The sequence below is a fragment of the Paenibacillus chondroitinus NBRC 15376 genome, assembly GCF_004000765.1.
GTDB lineage: Bacteria > Bacillota > Bacilli > Paenibacillales > NBRC-103111 > Paenibacillus_E > Paenibacillus_E chondroitinus.
In genome coordinates this window covers 130,657-147,913 of the sequence record NZ_BILW01000010.1, presented here as the reverse complement: position 1 = coordinate 147,913, position 17,257 = coordinate 130,657, and the positions used below count along the sequence as shown (strand labels likewise).

Here is a 17,257-nt window from a genome sequence, read left to right as displayed (position 1 = left end):
AAATGAGAGTCCCTAGGAGGGGCTCTTATCTATTGTCTGGTACCAAGACTACTAAACTATGAAAAGAAAGGCGGGTACTGAAGCATGAGCGGAGACAATATGTTTATGGATCGCGTACCCCCTCAAAATATAGAAGCCGAGCAAGCCGTACTCGGCGCCATTTTGATTAACGGTGACGCTTTAATTACCGCGATGGAGCGGATTACGAGCGACGACTTTTATCGGGGGGCGCATCAGCGCATCTTTGAAGCGATCGTTGAGCTGGCGGAGGATCAAGAGCCTGTCGACCTGATCACGCTAACATCGCTTCTGCAGAACAAACAGCAGCTGGAAGAGATCGGCGGCGTTACGTACTTATCCGAGCTAGCGAACGCGGTGCCGACAGCTGCTAACATCGACTATTACGCGGCTATCGTCGAAGAGAAATCAATGCTTCGCCGTTTGATCCGCACAGCCACCCAAATCGTCACCAATGGCTACGCCAATGAAGACGATGTAGGGTCCATGCTGAGCGAAGCGGAGGCGAAGATTCTTGAGATCTCGCAGCGCCGCAGCTCGAGCGGCTTCGTGGTCATTCGCGATGTGCTCATGGAAGTCTTCGAGAAGGTAGAGTCGCTCTACTCGAATAAAGGCGGATCCACAGGCGTTCCTTCGGGTTTTATCGACCTGGACAAGATGACGTCGGGCTTCCAGCGCTCCGACTTAATCATTCTGGCAGCGCGTCCTTCAGTAGGTAAAACCGCGTTCGCGCTGAACGTAGCGCAGAACGTCGGAGTACGCGCCAAGGAAACCGTCGCGATTTTCTCGCTCGAGATGGGCGCGGCGCAGCTCGTTCAACGTATGGTCTGCGCCGAGGCGAACGTCGATGCGAACCGCATGCGGACGGGTTATCTCGAAGGCGATGACTGGGAGAAGCTGACGATGGCCATCGGCGCCTTGTCGGAAGCGAATATTTTCATCGATGATTCGGCCCAGATCACGGTTGCGGATATTCGTGCGAAATGCCGCCGTCTCCAACAGGAGAAGGGGCTTGGCATGATCCTCATCGATTACTTGCAGTTGATTGCCGGCCGCGGCAAAGGCGACAACCGTCAGCAGGAGGTCTCTGAGATCTCCCGTACGCTGAAGCAAATCGCGCGTGAGCTCAATGTACCGGTTATCGCGCTCTCGCAGCTCAGCCGGGGTGTTGAGCAGCGGCAGGACAAACGTCCGATGATGTCTGACCTTAGGGAGTCGGGTTCCATCGAGCAAGATGCCGACATCGTAGCCTTCCTGTACCGGGACGATTACTACGATAAAGAATCTGAGAAGAAGAACATTATCGAGATTATCATCGCCAAACAGCGTAACGGTCCGGTAGGAACCGTTGAGCTGGCGTTCTTGAAGCAATTTAACAAATTCGTGAACATGGATCGTAGTCATCAAGAAGCAGCGGCCGCGCAGTATTAACGGCCTGCTGCTTTTTTTCTTGCGTATGGAAATAAGGGAACTGGAGGGTCTTATCAGTCCATAAATGCCTACATGTAAGCAGAAGTTGGAGAGATAGAGGATCGTAGTTCCACTAAACCTCTGGATGAGTCGATTTCAGGAGAAATAACGGCCTGTAGTTCCCAACGTAAGGTTTCACATATGAACGACGAAGTTGTTTATCCTTATAGGGCAAGTCGGAGGCAACTTTATAGTATGACCAATATCCGAACGATTATACAGGAGCACTTATTATTGTTCGTTTTTCATTGACTTTGCGTAGGGGGACTGCTACACTAAAGACGGTGAAAAAAACCTTGTTCGTCTGCCTGCATGATCAGATCTAAGCAGGGCAGCTTCGAGTTAAGGTCGTTTTTCATGCCGAAAGGTAGGTGCCCTTCCTGCAGGTTACTGCCGAGGAGACCTGGTTCCTTCGGTGAGTAGTGGACGCTGAACACTTTAGTGCTTTAATGAGGTCCATGTTTTTCAGTGATACGAAAGCCATAACGGCTCATTATGGGTGACTCGTCACCGTACGGAGGTAAGTGCATATGTCAACGGTTGTTGTTGTCGGAACGCAATGGGGAGATGAAGGAAAAGGGAAAATCACGGATTTCTTAGCGGAATCTGCTGAGGTTGTAGCTCGTTACCAAGGTGGTAACAACGCAGGCCATACGATTATTATCAGCGGGAAGAAGTATAAGCTGACGATGATTCCTTCCGGTATTTTTTACCAAGACAAAGCATGTGTTATCGGGAACGGTATGGTTATTAATCCCGCAGCACTCATTGAAGAAATTAATTACATTCATGATAATGGTTTTTCGACAAAAAATTTAAACATCAGTGACCGCGCGCATGTGATCATGCCGTACCATCTGGTGCTTGACGGTCTGGAAGAAGATCGTAAAGGCGATAGCAAAATTGGCACGACCCGCAAAGGGATCGGACCTTGTTATATGGATAAAGCAGCACGTAACGGAATTCGTATTGCGGATTTAATGGATGCGGAAGAGTTTGAATTGAAACTAAGACGTATCATCGCAGAGAAAAACGTATTGATCGAGCAAGTATACGGTTCCACAGGTCTGGATGTAGAGCCAATTCTTAAGCAGTACCTCGAATACGCAGAAATCATTCGTCCTTATGTAACGGACACTTCTGTTGTTCTGAATGAGTACATCGATCAAGGACGCAGAGTTCTGTTTGAAGGCGCACAAGGCGTTATGTTGGATATTGACCAAGGCACATACCCGTACGTAACTTCCTCCAACCCAACGGCTGGCGGCGTATGTATCGGATCCGGCGTAGGTCCAACGAAGATCCACAACATCATCGGCGTAGCCAAAGCGTACACAACTCGTGTCGGCGACGGTCCGTTCCCGACGGAACTCGACAACGAAATTGGCGCTTGGATCCGTGAAAAAGGCTTCGAATACGGCACAGTAACAGGCCGTCCGCGCCGTGTTGGCTGGTTCGACAGCGTGGTTGTCCGTCACGCAAGACGCGTTAGCGGCATTACAGGCCTGTCTTTGAACTCCATCGACGTTCTGACAGGGCTTGAAACGGTTAAAATTTGCACAGGCTACATGTACCGCGGTGAGCTTATCGAGCACTACCCGGCTAGCTTGAAAGCCATCTCAGAGTGTGAGGCTGTTTACGAAGAGCTTCCGGGCTGGACCGAAGATGTCTCTGGTGCGCGTACACTGAGTGATCTGCCTGAGAATGCAAGACACTACGTTGAGCGTGTTTCACAGCTGACAGGCATTCCAATCGCGATTTTCTCCGTAGGCCGTAACCGTGAGCAAACAAATTTGGTTCGTCCAATCTACGCATAATTCAATCGAGATAAATACAAAATCCTCTAGGCGCATCAGCAGCTTAGAGGATTTCTTTTTTGCCTAATGGGATTTAATGGGCACGATTTCGTCAATACTGGGAAGGAGGGAACAGATTCAAGCGTCAGGAGTGATAGAGAGAATGAAAGTATTAACGTGGCTGGGCAAAATCGTCATAAGCAGTGTACTTATTACAACAATCACAATGTTTACGACATGGTATGTTGTTAACATGTATGTAGAGGATATATTTCGACAATATCAGATACCGGCTTTGGGTAAAAAGGTTCAATTTAGTGATTTTGCTGCAAGATTGGCGGGGGACCTGAATATAGTTATGCGTAGAGACGGGGGGAAGCAAGCTACCCCGGTGGAAACACCGCCGGCAGCTACGCCTAGTCCCAGCCCGTCTGGAAGCGTGCCTGGTTCTAATTCGAGTGATCCTTTACATTCGGACGCAGGAACAAATGGCCAATCGGCTTCCCAAGGAGTGAAGGATGATGATGCCGTAGCCGTCATGGGGCGAGTAAGTGATGCAAACGAGCAGAAGAAGGAGCTTGTCATGTCGACCGAGGATTTCGCTAAAAAGAAAGAAGCGTTATCCAGTGATGATAAGATGAAAATATTTTCTCTTGTTGTTGCTAAGCTGCCGCAAAATGAGGTGCAGCATCTGTCCGCTTTGCTGGAGGACGGGATTACAACAGATGAGCTTAAGCAGGTCAATGATACACTCAAGAAATATTTGAGTGAGACGGAACTCCAACAGTTAACAGCTATCCTGAACAAATACTAGCTTTCCTCATTCGAGATCTTGGATTAGTCCTAATGGAGCTGTCCGCCGAATTTCATAATCGTATCCTCAGCTTGACGGTAGCGCGATTTCTCTACGCAAACGATGAGCGCGTAAGAAGGTTCAGCTGCCGAAAAGCTATCAACCGATTGGATTAAACCGCCGGCATAGTTGTCCGTATGTGGCTCACCGCCATAATTGAATTTGATATCCAGCACACCTTGAGATCTAAGGACTTCAGCTGTTTTCTCCATTGTAGACCGATCTGTGAACGTAGCTTCCAAATTAATTTCCATGCATAAGCTCCCCTTTCAAATTTTCACTCAAATTCGTCATTTCTCGTAATTGGGTGTAAATCTATTGGATTTATGTACAAAAAAGTGAAACTTTAACGTCTTCTTTTGGCGGTGGACACGAATCTATCACATGGAGATCGAGTATTTTGTTGAAATAAGCAGAGAAAGTGTGTTAAATTTAACAAAAGGTAGATATCTTCACGGATATTATGTCTAATAAAGGTTTATTTATGTATTTTGGAGTAATTAATCATTAGGATGTATTTGAATAATTACTTCATGGATGCAAAACCGTTCAAAGGGAGAAGATCATGACAGGTTTCAGGGGTATGCGCTTTGTTCAGGATCTCATCAAGAGATTCACGCCGAAGCGAGAAAGCTTGACCGGAAATGAATCAATATCAGACAAGCAGCTGGAAGAAGTATCGACAACTACGACGCTAACGGTAATCAAACGACATAAATGGTCTCTAGTTCTGGGAGTTGGTGCGGTAGCGCTAACAGGGGCTATTACGTTTGCAGGTCATCAGTATGTGCAAGCGAATATGGTAAATGTATATCACGTTATGCTCAACGGCAAAGAAATCGGCGTCGTGAGCGATAATAAATTGATTGATGAATATAAGCAGCAAAGACCAGAAGAAGTACAAAAGAATTTCCCAGATGTTCATGTCGTTCTTAAGACAAACGGTGTCACCTACACGCCTGAAAAGGCTTACAATCCGGTGACGGATGATTCAGCTGTAATCGCTACGCTTAATAAGGCATTAGTGCCCCAACCGGTCGGGGTCGAATTGAAGGTAGATGGGAATACCATCGCGATTGTGAAGGATCAGCAGACAGCTGATCAGATTTTGGAACAAGTTAGTGCGCCTTTTACACCAAAAGCCAAGGAAACAGCTAAGGTCTCTGCCCTATCAGCAAGCCAGGGCGAGGATATTTCCACTGCGCCGTCAGAGCTGGAGAAAGTGGAATTTGTTCAGAAAGTCGATACAGTCGAAGTGCCGATTGAGCCGGAAGATTTGGCCAAACCGGAAGATGTTGTGAAGAAGTTGACGACGGGCGATGTGACGCCTGCGAAATACACGGTAGTTGAGGGAGACTGCGTCTCCTGCATCGCGAAGAAATTAGGAGTAACAAAGCAATTCATCTATGATAAAAATCCTGGTCTTCAGGATGACAAGCTGAAGATTGGCAATCAGCTGGAAGTTACGGTGCTTAAACCTAAGCTGTCCGTCAAAACGACAGAAAAGATTGTGAAGAACCAAGAGATTCAATACGATACGGAATATGTAAAAGATGATTCGCAGCGCGTAGGCGTCGTTCAACCGATTTCACCCGGCAAAAACGGGCTGAAGAAGGTGACGATCCAAGTGACGAAGGTCGATGGGTTAATGACCAACGAGCAGCTGGTGGATGAAGAAATTATCGATCAACCTGTCACGGCGAAGGTGAAAAAAGGGACGAAGGTCGTGAAAGGCGAAGGCACAGGAAAATTCGCATGGCCTGTTATTTCCCCGAGTATTTCCAGTACGTTCGGCGTGCGTTGGGGCAAGCTTCACAAGGGAATCGATATTACGGGTAACAAAAACATCATGGCAGCCGACAATGGCAAAGTAACCGAAACAGGATATAAATCAGATTACGGCAATTATGTGATTATTAATCATTTGAATGGTTACGAGACGTTGTATGGCCACATGAGCAAAATTATTGCTACCGAGGGTTCGATCGTTGAAAAAGGTGATGCCATCGGTATAATGGGAAGCACAGGCGATTCCACAGGCGTTCACTTGCATTTTGAAATACACAAAAGCGGCAGCTTGGAGAATCCATTGAAGTATTTAAATCGTTAATTTACATAGAGGCAAGGTCAAACCGGACAACTCGGGGGCCTTGTCTCTTTTTAGTTGAATATATGATAAAATAAAGGGTAGTATGCAAGGAATAGGACGACTTCGCAGTTTATCCTGGAGTAGGCGGTGGTAGGTTTGTTTGGGAAAATTCTCGTGGTGGATGACGAACAACCGATTGCAGATATTTTGAAATTTAATTTGGAAAAAGAGGGCTATCAGGTGGTCTGTGCTTATGATGGCGGAAGCGCTGTAGAGCTTGCGTTCTCCGAGCAGCCCGATCTTATATTGCTGGATCTCATGCTTCCCGTGAAGGATGGGATGGATGTGTGCCGAGAGGTGCGCTCGAAGCTGAACACACCGATTATTATGTTAACAGCCAAAGATACCGAGCTGGATAAAGTACTTGGCCTGGAGATGGGTGCGGACGACTATGTCACCAAGCCATTCGGCACAAGAGAGCTGCTGGCCCGAGTCAAGGCACATTTACGCCGCCAGACGAAAGTGCAGACAGCTCCGACGGAGTCGGATACGCAGCGCAACGGGATGCGAATTCACGCTTTATTCATCGATAACGACATGTACATGGTGTATAAAGATGGGGTTCCGCTCGATTTGACGCATCGCGAATTCGAGTTGATTCAATATTTGGCCAAAAACTCCGGCAAAGTGATGACACGCGAGCACCTGCTGCAAGCGGTGTGGGGCTTTGAATATTTCGGCGACGTGCGCACCGTCGATGTGACGATACGCCGGCTGCGCGAGAAGCTGGAGACGGACCCAAGCCGTCCGGAGTACATCATGACGCGCAGGGGGCTTGGCTATTTAATGCGCAGCCCTAAAGCCGGAGGCTTCTGAGCATGAAGGGCATCCGCTTCTTTCAATCGATCCAAGCGAAGCTGATTATTGTGTATGTCCTGCTTATTTTGATTGCGATGCAGCTGATCGGGGTGTATTTCTACAAAACGGTGGAGACGTATTTCAAGAACGACTTCTTGGTTTCGCGCAATAGCCAGGTTACGCTGCTGGCAGGTTTCGTGGGGTCTTACCTTACAGGAGACCAAGACAGCAAGAACGCTGCCGAAGGCAAGAAAACGTACGCGGATTTGAACGAGTTCGTTAGCAATTTATTTTCGATTAATAATGCTGAAATTCAAATTATAGATGCCAACGGGAACGTCATTAGCACGTCGGTTCCCAATCATTTAAAGCAAAAAAATACGCAGCCGGAAGTCATCAGGGCTCTGCAAGGGATTAAGGACAACCAGCGGATCTTTACCGACGAAGATGGTTATCGGAAGGTCATTATCGCTAAGCCTGTGGGCAGCGGTGCGCGAGTTCTGGGCGCTGTCTATCTGATTGCATCCATGGAGGATGTCTATAAGACGATCAGGTCGATTAACCGCATTCTGATTTCGGGAACACTGATTGCGCTAGGATTAACGGCTATTCTTGGTGTGATCCTCACCAGTACGATTACAAATCCAATCAAAGAGATTACGAAACAGGCGACAGCGGTTGCGGAGGGGAATTTTGATCAACAGGTCATAATTCAAGGTACCGACGAGATCGGCCAGCTTGGCCATACGTTTAATTTCATGATGAATCGGCTCAGGGAAGCCCTGTCTCTCAATGAAGAGGAGAAGGAGAAGCTGGCCTCCATCTTGACGAATATGAACGACGGGGTCATCGCAACGGATGATAAAGGCCATGTCATCGTCCTGAACCGCAGGGCGAAGCAAATTTTGCAAGCGGAAGAAGACACGACGATTGGCCTCGATATTTCCAAGGTGCTCGGGATTCCGGACGAGACGATTCAAGGGCTGCTTCAGGGAGAGGTGCGCACGACGCTTCTCAATATAGAACTGCCGGATGATGATGAGCAGCTGTCCGTAAGGATTACGTTCACACCGATTCACCGCCGGGGAGAAGGGCAAAGCGGGATTATTGCGGTGCTGCAGGATGTGACGGATCAGGAGAAGCTGGAGCAAGCCAGACGCGAGTTCGTCGCGAACGTGTCGCATGAGCTGCGTACACCGCTGACGACGATCAAGAGCTATCTGGAAGCGCTGGATGACGGCGCCATCGAGGAACCGCAGTTAGCCTCTCGCTTTATCAGCGTGACACGCAGCGAGACAGAGCGGATGATCCGTTTGGTGACAGATCTTTTACACTTGTCGAGGCTGGATTCCAAGCAGTCGATGATGAGTAAATCTACAACACTTGTGAGCGAAATGCTGGAGGAAGTGGCCGATCGGTTTTCTTTTCAGCTGCAGCAGCGCAAGATTGAGATTGTGATTCGGGTCGAGAAAGGCGTAACCGGCCTGCTGCTCGACCGTGACAAAATAGATCAGGTTCTCGATAACCTGGTGTCCAATGCCATTAAGTATACGGGCGATGAAGGCGCCATCCGGCTGGAGGCTCGGAAGATCGAGAAGGATATGCTGGAGATTTCCGTTCAGGATAATGGGATTGGGATTCCGAAAAAGGATTTGACCCGCATTTTTGACCGCTTCTATCGTGTAGACAAAGCACGCTCACGGAATATGGGCGGTACAGGACTTGGGTTGTCCATTGCCCGGGAAATAGTCAAAGCGCATGGCGGTACGATTAGTTTAGAATCCGAGTTGGGACAAGGGACCCGTGTTGTATTTACGCTGCCGATTCAGCAAGAGGAGGAGGATGAGCTATGATTGAGAGTTTAAAATCTATCGCGCTTGTCATCCTGATTGGTACCTCGCTGTATCAAAGTTTTTTGCTGGCGTCGTACAGCCCGCCTAAGATTGAGCCCATTCAACAAAGCAACTATGTGCAGACAGAGACACTTGGGAAGCAGGCAGAGCTGCAGGATATGCTTTTTCCCGATCAAATTATTGTCCATCTGGGCAATCAACAACATTCCGTGCTGTATCCCACGAATTATTACTATACAAGATTGCTTGATAACATTAAGCAGCGGAGCTTTAAGGGCTTCCGCAAGACATCAATGTATTTGGTGAATGTGAACTGGGAAGATGTTCGCAATAAGCAGCAAGGCGTCGAGATCCGGTTCCGGGACGGCATTCCGTTCACCATTTTGCAGCAGGTGCTGCGGATTGAAGGCGAGCTGCCGGCGGATAACGATAAAGTGACGCGGATATGGATTTATTCGAAAGGCAATAACGAAGATGTTCGCGCTTTCTTCTTTACGGATTCACCAGGCGTAGGCTATGAGGTGATCGGGGCCGATTTTACAAGTAAAGACGTGGAGAATTTTGCGGCCTTCGGTGATGTTACGAATCTGTATAAGACGACGAACAGCGGCGATTACTATCTTCCGGTCAAGCCGCTCAGGCTGCCGAGTTATACCTTCAATTACACCCTGCTTACAGCGGATCAATTGAAGCAAAGCCTGTTCGTAGATCCGGGCATCACCCGCTATCTTAAAGAGCGCGATGGTTCGGAAATCTACACGGACAGCAAACGCGGTTTTCAGCTTAATCGCGACCTGCGGTGGGTGACGTACTCCGACCCTGTCGCTCCTGTGGAGAGCAAAAGCGAAGTGCTTGAGAACTTGCTTGCGGGTATTAAATTCATCAACCAACATATTGGTTGGGACGGTAAATATATGGTGGCTCGGACGCCACAGAAGCAGCTTTTTGACAATCAGGCCTTCACGTTCCGTCAGTATTATGAATCCTTGCCGATTGTGACCTCACAACCTGAGGGTTATGGTTCGCTGAAAATGCAGGTACAGAAGGGAATCATCTCTGGATTCGAACGGTCCATGATTATTCCGGATCTGAAGACAGCTCAGCGGCGTGACGGGGAAATATTATCCGGTGACGCTTTAGAAGAACGGTTGCAGTATTATCAGCGGCGGTCCAGCATCGTCTCTATTTTTCCGGCGTATCATCCGGTTGTTTCGGAAAAGACCCTCACGTTAGTTCCTGCATGGGCTTTGGAGCTGCGAGATGGCACATATGATTTCATCGAATAAGGATGATTAACACTATTTTTATGGAAAGGTTGGTGAGACCATGAATTGGAGCAGGGCCAAAACGATCTTGATTTGCTCCTTTTTGCTGCTCAATATGATTCTTGGCTTCCAGCTGTGGTCCACCAATCGCTCCAATCAGACGGAAATCTCGCTAGACACGTCAGGGACGATCGAGGAGCTGAATCGCGCACTCCACAGTAAAAATATTCGATTAGCCGATGAATTGCCGACGGATGTTACGAAGCTGAAGGTGATTACGGTGAAATATGACGATAGTATAAAGCCTGGGGACAAGAAAATGCTGAAAACGCCGTTAAGCATGAGCGCGCTGCTCGGCAAAGGGGCAAGCAAAGAAGTTCAGGCTCAGTCGGAAATTCCGAATTTTAACCTGTATCAGCTGGATTCGGCGGTAAGAACGAATGGTACTTATGTATTTAATCAGCTGTATGGCAAGCTTCCGCTTTTTGATGTGACGGTAGAGTTAAATGAGGAAAATGGAGAAATTACCAGTTACCGTCAAGCCTACGTTGAAGTAGAATCAGGAGTAGAACAAACGGAGCAAAAGCTGATTCCCGCTCAGTTAGCGGTACGCAGCCTTGTAGACAACTATTTAAGCGAAGGCTCGGTTATCACAGAGGTCAGACTGGGGTACCATGGACAGCCTTACAATTCCCAGACACAGCCGATGTTCCCGCACTGGCGGATTACGATTGATAATCACGATATTTATTATCTGCAAGCGTTCAACGGCGCGGTGGAGTCTCCGCAAAAAGGGTCGGATCCTGTGCCATTTGGAACGCCGGAAGGCGGCAAACCGGCAAATACAAATAACAACGATGATAAGAACAAGCCGGAAAAAAAGTAGAGTAGAGTGGTAGCGCAGCGTTTTACATAAATAACTAAAACATGTGTACATGAATGCATAGAGGAGCAGGGTAGGATGGGTATGAGGTTTACAGTACTGTCGAGCGGTTCGACGGGAAATGCGACGGTCGTCGACAATGGGGAGACCAAGGTGCTTATCGATGTGGGCTTCAGCGCGAAGAAGATGGAGGCGTTGATGAAGGAACGCGAGCTTGCCGCGGATACCATTGACGCCATTGTAATCACGCATGAGCATTCAGATCATATCAAAGGTCTAGGCGCGCTGGCGCGTAAGTATGATTTGCCCATTTATGCGAACGAGAAAACATGGGTGGAATTGGACCGCCAAATCGGTGTGATTGCAGAAGAGAACAAGCGGGTTATGGAAACCGGCAGCATCGAAGAATTCGGTACACTGCGTGTGGAATCGTTCGGGATTTCGCATGATGCGGCGGAACCGGTGGGCTATTGCTTTTATGATGGGGAGCAGAAAATAAGTGTCGTCACGGACCTCGGCTATATGAGCGAGAAAGTGAAAGAGAAGATTGTAGATTCAGATGCACTGGTACTAGAGACGAATCATGACGTAGACATGCTGCGCGTAGGGCACTATCCTTGGAGCATTAAGCGCCGCATTCTCGGGGATAAGGGGCATTTATCCAACGAAGCCGCGGGAGAAGCGCTTTGTGACGTAATGACGAATAAGACGAAGTCCGTCTATATGGCCCATTTAAGCCGTGACCATAATTTAATGGATTTAGCCAGGCTAACGGTGAATAACATAGTACAAGAGCGCGCCCCGGAGTCTAAGCAGTTACGATTAATGGATACGTATTTTGACCGTTCTACGAAATGGGATGTATTGGATTCGGAGTAAGCGCGGCGTCGATTTCTTTGGATTTGAGCTGTATTTCCTGCGGCGTGATCAGACCTTTATCAATCAGTGTTTGAATGAGAGATGAAAGCACGAGGGATTGGTGGTAGAGGCTGTCCTTGAGATCAGCGAGCTTCCCGATCATATTGATTTCGTCCATATGGGATGGAATTCGATTCATAATGTGCATTCTCCTTTGGTTTTCTAATTTAAAGTTACGGTTAACTCTAGTAATTCCTTGAGAGATTTGGTTTACTATTATTGTAGGCAAGAACGGAACGAAACATTCCTATTTTTTGCAAATAAGATTCTGAGGCAAGAGCGGCATGACCCGCCCCCTGTCAGCAAGGAGGGACACCCTGTGAGTTTGTTTGATGATGATTTTTATTCGACGAAAAGAACCAAGCAGCGAGAGCCTGTGTGGCGTCCTAAAAGGTCGGGAGGATTTACAGGCTTTACGGAACGCAGACGAAATGTGGCCCTTATCGCAGGTGTAGGCGGGGCTTTATCGATGCTTTTGCTAGTTGGCTTAGTTAGCGGTTTGGGTCATAAGGAATCGCAAACCGATGCAATAGCGATACCGGCTGCAGTCGCGAATGCAGAGACGCGTCCGATGAACATCAACGACTCTGTCGTGGCGGCAACGGAGAAGATCAAGCCGGCTGTAGTCAGCGTGATCTCCTCCAAGAAGGATGATAAGGGTCAAGAGAGCGGGATCGGGATTGGATCGGGCGTCATTTTTTCCCGGAATGGGGATAAGGTGCGTATCGTAACCAATAGCCATGTTGTTGAAAATGGGAACCAGTTTGAAATCGTCAATTTTCAAGGTGAACATCGCAAGGCTACGCTGGTCGGCCGTGACCGTATCACGGATTTAGCCGTTTTGGAAGCCGATGGCAAGGATATTAAGGTCCTTGCGGAATTTGGCGATTCTGAGACGCTCCGCGCTGGGGAAATGGCGATTGCCGTCGGTAATCCGCTAGGACTTGGCTTCTCGCCCACAGTCACGCAGGGCATCATCTCGTCGCCGAAGCGAACGATACCGGTTGCTTTGTCCCGCGAGGGTACGGATTATGACTGGGAGATGGATGTCATCCAGACGGATGCGGCGATCAACCAAGGAAACAGCGGCGGACCCCTGGTCAACATCGACGGTAAAGTGATTGGGATTAACTCGATGAAAATTGCGGATACCGGCGTTGAAGGGTTAGGTTTCGCAATTCCTATTAATAGCGCCAAGCCGATCATCGATAATCTAATCACCGATCACAAGGTCAAAAGACCGCTGATGGGTGTCTCGACGCAGGAATTGCAAGCTTTTAAAGGGACGGATGTATTAAAGCTGCCCGCAGATGTGAAAACTGGAGTTATCGTCTTCGAAGTATCCGGCCCTTCCAAAGAGGCGGGTCTGAAGCCGCAGGATGTCATCGTGTTGTTGGATGACCGGAAGATTGATAATACGATCACGCTGCGTAAGTATTTATACAATGAGAAACATATTGGTGATAAAGTGAACGTTACTTTCTATCGCGGCGGCAAGAAGATGAATGCGGTCGTAACGTTAGTGGAAGCAACGGATAAATAAGATATAGAAACAATGCGGATGAGAGGTAGTTGCATGCACGTAGTTTGTAAGGATCATGTGGAAATCGCGATTGATGAGTTTGTCGATGAATACGAGGAAGCGCCGGACGTTGTGGATTTGCTGAAAACCCACTTCGCGAACTGGGAGCCTCCTTCCCATTGTGAGCATTGCCAGGAGTTGGCGCGATTTCTAGTTGTATGAGGAAGGCTTAGGCCTTCCTTTTTGTTTTTGAATAGATTAAGAAAGGGCGTATTCGTTTATGCAGATACAGATTTTAACGGTTGGGAAGTTGAAGGAGCGCTATCTTGTGGATGGGATCGCGGAGTACGTCAAGCGCCTTGGGCCTTATGCCAAGGTGCAGATGATTGAGGTGCCGGATGAGAAGGCACCGGAGAACATGAGCGCCGCTGAGGAGCAGCAGGTGCGCGATCGTGAAGGCGCGCGTCTGTTGACTGCGCTGCGTCCGGATGTGTACGTCGTGGCGCTGGCCATCGACGGCGAGATGTGGTCGAGCGAGCAGCTGGCGGCCTCGCTCGATAAGTTGGCCACCTATGGGCGGAGCCAGGTGGCCTTCGTGATCGGCGGCTCGCTGGGGCTCTCTAGCGAGCTGCTGCGCCGTGCGGATATGCGGCTGAGCTTTGGCCGCATGACGCTGCCGCACCAGTTGATGCGGCTGGTGCTGGTGGAGCAGATTTATCGCGCTATGCGGATAAATCGGGGCGAGCCTTATCATAAATAACGGCAGGTTTTTTGTATTACAAGTTAAGCGATGTGGGAAACTAAATAAGTTAGCTCTTAACCAAGCTAATCGTGCGGTGTTCACTTCCTGCTCTGTTTTGTTGATTCTCAATCTGCAGACCACCTAAAAATGAAAATGACCCCTCGAAAGGGGTCTTGGATCTACAGTTCTAGAGTGAATGCAAGTCTCAAGTGACTGATCAATACTCCTAATTGCTCACTAAACTTCCCAGACGTAGAGCAGTATCTGCTGAAGCTATATAAATCATAATCTTCAGATCCGGATGGGTCGGCTGCTGCAGGGTCACATGTTCAAACTCCATCTCTCCGATACGAGGATCGTACCACCGTTTATGGCAATCGGTTACGACCTGAACGTCATGCATCGGCCAGCTCTCGCGAAACAGCCGACTTTTCTGCATAAATTCCTCAATAAGCTCATTGAACCCCGGATCATTCGGGAAGTGTCCGTAATCCGCACGAAAGCGTGCGATCATGATTTGTCTTTTGGCTTCCCAATCCTTTGTGTCCGATCCCAGCTTGTTGTCCATCAGGAAGAATCTCATATAATTAGGTCTCTGCTGCAATTGATCTGAAAATGATGGGAAATGGAATACAAACTCAGCTGCTTTGTTCCAAAATAGTAAATCCCAGTATCTTCCGAGTACAAATGCCGGATTCGGTTCAAGAGCCCTAATCATCTGTTCCAAGCCTGCATTTAATTGCTGATGTTCTACCTTTTCCTGTTGTGCCGGTCTTGCAAGAAGATGGAGATGGGAGCGTTCATCCTCAGTCAATTGCAGCGCTTTTGCTATGTTATTCAGTACATCCTCTGACGGATTGACACTTCTGCCTTGTTCCAAAGAGGTGTACCATGATGTTCCAATATGGGCAAGGTGGGCTACTTCTTCCCTTCGAAGCCCTGAGGTCCGGCGTTGTCCATAGGATGCCAACCCTACTTTTTCCGGAGTAAGACGTTCCCGGCGCGAGCGCAAAAATTCACCTAACGATTTTCTGGAAGGGATTTCTTCCATTCAAACTCCTCCTTATCCTGACACTTTCAATCATACGATAATCGCAGGATGGTTGCTACTTGCCCGTTCTATTATACTGCCGGTATAGCTTCTAAAAACCTAGGAGGATTTGAACAATGAACATTTTTGTAACAGGTGCCACAGGAAAAGTAGGAAGCCGTTTTGTTCCGCGTATACTACAGCGGGGTCATAACGTTAAAGTGTTGGTTAGGGACGCTGCAAAGGCGGATTGGCTTCATCAGCAGGGAGCTGAACTTATTGAAGGCGATCTTTTGCAGCCGGAAGATTATGGTGACGCTCTCCAGGGCACTGCTGCTGTGATTCACTTGGCTGCTCAGTTCCGCGGGGTAGACGAGAATACCGCCAAAATCTCAAACCTGGATGGCAGTATATCCCTAGCACGGGCTGCGTTGCAGGCGGAAGTTCCAAAATTTGTTTTTGCCAGTACCAATAATGTATACGGCTCCGGGAATCGTTCAAGACCCAACCGTGAAGATGACGAGCTTAGACCTGCCTTTGCATATCCTCAAACCAAAGCCGCGGCCGAAACGGCTCTGCTGCAGCTTCATCGCGAACAGGGACTGGGACTGCGTATAGTACGACTTCCTTTTGTCTATGGTGATCAGGACCCTCATATCCAGGAATTTCTTCCGTATATGCGCAATTGGAATCCAGCCAAACGAATGCATATGGCACACCATGCGGATGTAGCTCAAGCCCTGATGCTCGCCGCTTCCACACCAGGAATTGATGGCCGTATCTACAATGTTGCCGACGATGCGCCGATCTCCGCTGCGGAATTGGCCATGCTTCATCATAGTGAATTTACCCCAAACGCACTGCAACAGGCTTATGATCCATGGGATATGGTCGTTGATACCACTCGGATCAGAGAAGAATTAAATTATCGGCCGATTTACCCGTCATTTTATTCGGCAAGAGATGCAGGTGCTATCTAATAAAGTTGAAGGTACCTGAGGAGTCATTTTGATGGGTTGGCTAACGGGTACGACCCAAAAAGGCCATCCTGGCATGGATGGCCTTTAAACTTGCCGTTACAGGCAGCGCGGTGAATCATATCACAAGTAGGGCGATCAGTCTTTGGTGAACGGGTGTAAGAGGCCCTTCTTTCCCAATGTCTTCCCATACGAATTCTGCAGTCTTGGTGGTTGTATATCCTCACGTAAATGTCCTTTCCTTCAACGTAAACGTTGGTTGCTGCTTCGTCGGTTGTGCAAAGGACGAGACGAACGGTGTGGGTTGGCGGTTCGCCGTCTCCAGGTAAGGAACGAAAAAACGAACAGTGCTGAAGATATTCATCAACTTGTTCAAAAGCTGGGACATGACCAAATCCATCTAATGGGAATGGACATAGGCGCAATGACGGCCTTTGCGTTTGCTACGTCCTATCCGGAAAGCATTCGACGACTCGTTATATCGGAATCCGTGTTGCCGGGATTCGGGCTAGAAGAACTGATGGATGTGGCCAAAGGGGGTTCGTGGCATTTCGGATTTCATATGCAGGCCGATTTAGCTGCAAGTCTGGTCCGGGGAAAAGAAGCGGAATATCTTGAACAGTTTTGGAGACATATGTCTCCAATTAATCCGCTTGATCAAACGCTGAAAGCTGAGCTGATCAGTAAATTTCAATTACCGGGCGCCATGCGAGCTGGATTCATGCATTACGAAGCTTTACTACGCGACGGAGAAGTCAATCGGATGCGAGCGGCTCAGGCTTTAAGTATAAGTATGCCGGTACTGATCTTGAATGGATCTCACGGCCTGCCTCAGGCGCCTCTGCTTTATACTGCTACCCAGATGAAGTTGCAAATGCGGCATACAATCCTAGAGAATACCGGACATACGCTTGCGGAAGATAGTCAGGTTTTGCATGTGGTCCACTAAGAACCTCTAAGCGACGCTCTATGAGGGATACGGG

General features: G+C 48.4%; 17 protein-coding genes. 14 read left to right on the top strand and 3 right to left on the bottom strand.

Translation table 11 applies throughout. The features are described 5' to 3' along the window. The first annotated feature begins 84 nt into the window (after positions 1-84). The 3 genes from dnaB to PCH02S_RS14195 all read left to right on the top strand — a co-directional run bounded on the left by dnaB (position 85) and on the right by PCH02S_RS14195 (position 4,098). Positions 85-1,449 carry a replicative DNA helicase gene (dnaB, locus tag PCH02S_RS14205; protein ID WP_127454043.1) on the top strand — a complete coding sequence of 455 codons (1,365 nt, stop codon included), beginning with the start codon at positions 85-87 and terminating at the stop codon, positions 1,447-1,449. Between the two features lie 569 nt (positions 1,450-2,018). Further along, positions 2,019-3,305, top strand: a complete 1,287-nt coding sequence (locus tag PCH02S_RS14200) for an adenylosuccinate synthase (RefSeq protein ID WP_127454042.1) — start codon at positions 2,019-2,021, stop codon at positions 3,303-3,305. Between the two features lie 142 nt (positions 3,306-3,447). Beyond that, positions 3,448-4,098: a hypothetical protein gene (locus PCH02S_RS14195; RefSeq protein ID WP_127454040.1), complete on the top strand. Its 651-nt coding sequence runs from the start codon at positions 3,448-3,450 to the stop codon at positions 4,096-4,098. A 29-nt stretch (positions 4,099-4,127) separates the two neighbouring features. On the opposite strand, the gene PCH02S_RS14190 is transcribed toward PCH02S_RS14195, so the two are convergent. Then, on the bottom strand, positions 4,128-4,391 hold the full coding sequence (locus PCH02S_RS14190; protein ID WP_127454038.1) for a hypothetical protein: 264 nt from the start codon (positions 4,389-4,391) through the stop codon (positions 4,128-4,130). 311 nt (positions 4,392-4,702) lie between these two features. On the opposite strand from PCH02S_RS14190, the gene PCH02S_RS14185 reads away from it, so the two are divergent. The 6 genes from PCH02S_RS14185 to PCH02S_RS14160 all read left to right on the top strand — a co-directional run bounded on the left by PCH02S_RS14185 (position 4,703) and on the right by PCH02S_RS14160 (position 11,964). Next, on the top strand, positions 4,703-6,247 hold the full coding sequence (locus tag PCH02S_RS14185) for a M23 family metallopeptidase (protein WP_127454037.1): 1,545 nt from the start codon (positions 4,703-4,705) through the stop codon (positions 6,245-6,247). A 135-nt stretch (positions 6,248-6,382) separates the two neighbouring features. Continuing rightward, a complete protein-coding gene (yycF, locus tag PCH02S_RS14180) occupies positions 6,383-7,102 on the top strand; it encodes a response regulator YycF (RefSeq protein WP_127454036.1) in 720 nt (239 codons plus the stop codon). A 2-nt stretch (positions 7,103-7,104) separates the two neighbouring features. Beyond that, positions 7,105-8,937 (top strand): cell wall metabolism sensor histidine kinase WalK, encoded by a 1,833-nt coding sequence (gene walK / locus PCH02S_RS14175; RefSeq protein ID WP_127454035.1) that lies wholly within the window; start codon positions 7,105-7,107, stop codon positions 8,935-8,937. Further along, positions 8,934-10,223, top strand: a complete 1,290-nt coding sequence (locus PCH02S_RS14170; protein ID WP_127454034.1) for a YycH family regulatory protein — start codon at positions 8,934-8,936, stop codon at positions 10,221-10,223. Before walK ends, PCH02S_RS14170 begins: the two co-directional genes overlap by 4 nt. A 40-nt stretch (positions 10,224-10,263) precedes the next feature. Continuing rightward, positions 10,264-11,088, top strand: a complete 825-nt coding sequence (gene yycI / locus PCH02S_RS14165) for a two-component system regulatory protein YycI (protein WP_127454032.1) — start codon at positions 10,264-10,266, stop codon at positions 11,086-11,088. Between the two features lie 75 nt (positions 11,089-11,163). After that, entirely contained in the window at positions 11,164-11,964 is an 801-nt protein-coding gene (locus PCH02S_RS14160) for an MBL fold metallo-hydrolase (RefSeq protein ID WP_127454030.1), read from the top strand. Here the strand turns inward: PCH02S_RS14160 and PCH02S_RS14155 are convergent. Continuing rightward, positions 11,933-12,142 carry a hypothetical protein gene (locus PCH02S_RS14155; protein WP_235959445.1) on the bottom strand — a complete coding sequence of 70 codons (210 nt, stop codon included), beginning with the start codon at positions 12,140-12,142 and terminating at the stop codon, positions 11,933-11,935. The two genes, PCH02S_RS14160 and PCH02S_RS14155, sit on opposite strands and share 32 nt — an antisense overlap. Before the next feature lie 180 nt (positions 12,143-12,322). Here PCH02S_RS14155 and PCH02S_RS14150 point away from each other — a divergent pair, with 180 nt between their 5' ends. The 3 genes from PCH02S_RS14150 to rlmH are packed head-to-tail and all read left to right on the top strand — an operon-like array spanning position 12,323 to position 14,285. Beyond that, positions 12,323-13,546: a S1C family serine protease gene (locus PCH02S_RS14150; RefSeq protein ID WP_246069074.1), complete on the top strand. Its 1,224-nt coding sequence runs from the start codon at positions 12,323-12,325 to the stop codon at positions 13,544-13,546. A 33-nt stretch (positions 13,547-13,579) separates the two neighbouring features. Continuing rightward, positions 13,580-13,747 carry a CxxH/CxxC protein gene (locus PCH02S_RS14145; protein WP_127454029.1) on the top strand — a complete coding sequence of 56 codons (168 nt, stop codon included), beginning with the start codon at positions 13,580-13,582 and terminating at the stop codon, positions 13,745-13,747. A 58-nt stretch (positions 13,748-13,805) separates the two neighbouring features. Then, positions 13,806-14,285, top strand: a complete 480-nt coding sequence (rlmH, locus tag PCH02S_RS14140; protein WP_127454027.1) for a 23S rRNA (pseudouridine(1915)-N(3))-methyltransferase RlmH — start codon at positions 13,806-13,808, stop codon at positions 14,283-14,285. A gap of 208 nt (positions 14,286-14,493) precedes the next feature. On the opposite strand, the gene PCH02S_RS14135 is transcribed toward rlmH, so the two are convergent. Further along, positions 14,494-15,318, bottom strand: a complete 825-nt coding sequence (locus PCH02S_RS14135; protein WP_127454025.1) for a helix-turn-helix transcriptional regulator — start codon at positions 15,316-15,318, stop codon at positions 14,494-14,496. A gap of 116 nt (positions 15,319-15,434) precedes the next feature. Here PCH02S_RS14135 and PCH02S_RS14130 point away from each other — a divergent pair, with 116 nt between their 5' ends. Beyond that, positions 15,435-16,277, top strand: coding sequence for an NAD-dependent epimerase/dehydratase family protein (locus PCH02S_RS14130; RefSeq protein ID WP_127454023.1), 843 nt, complete (start codon positions 15,435-15,437; stop codon positions 16,275-16,277). 271 nt (positions 16,278-16,548) lie between these two features. Then, positions 16,549-17,223: an alpha/beta fold hydrolase gene (locus PCH02S_RS14125; RefSeq protein ID WP_164819565.1), complete on the top strand. Its 675-nt coding sequence runs from the start codon at positions 16,549-16,551 to the stop codon at positions 17,221-17,223. Positions 17,224-17,257: the final 34 nt, after the last annotated feature.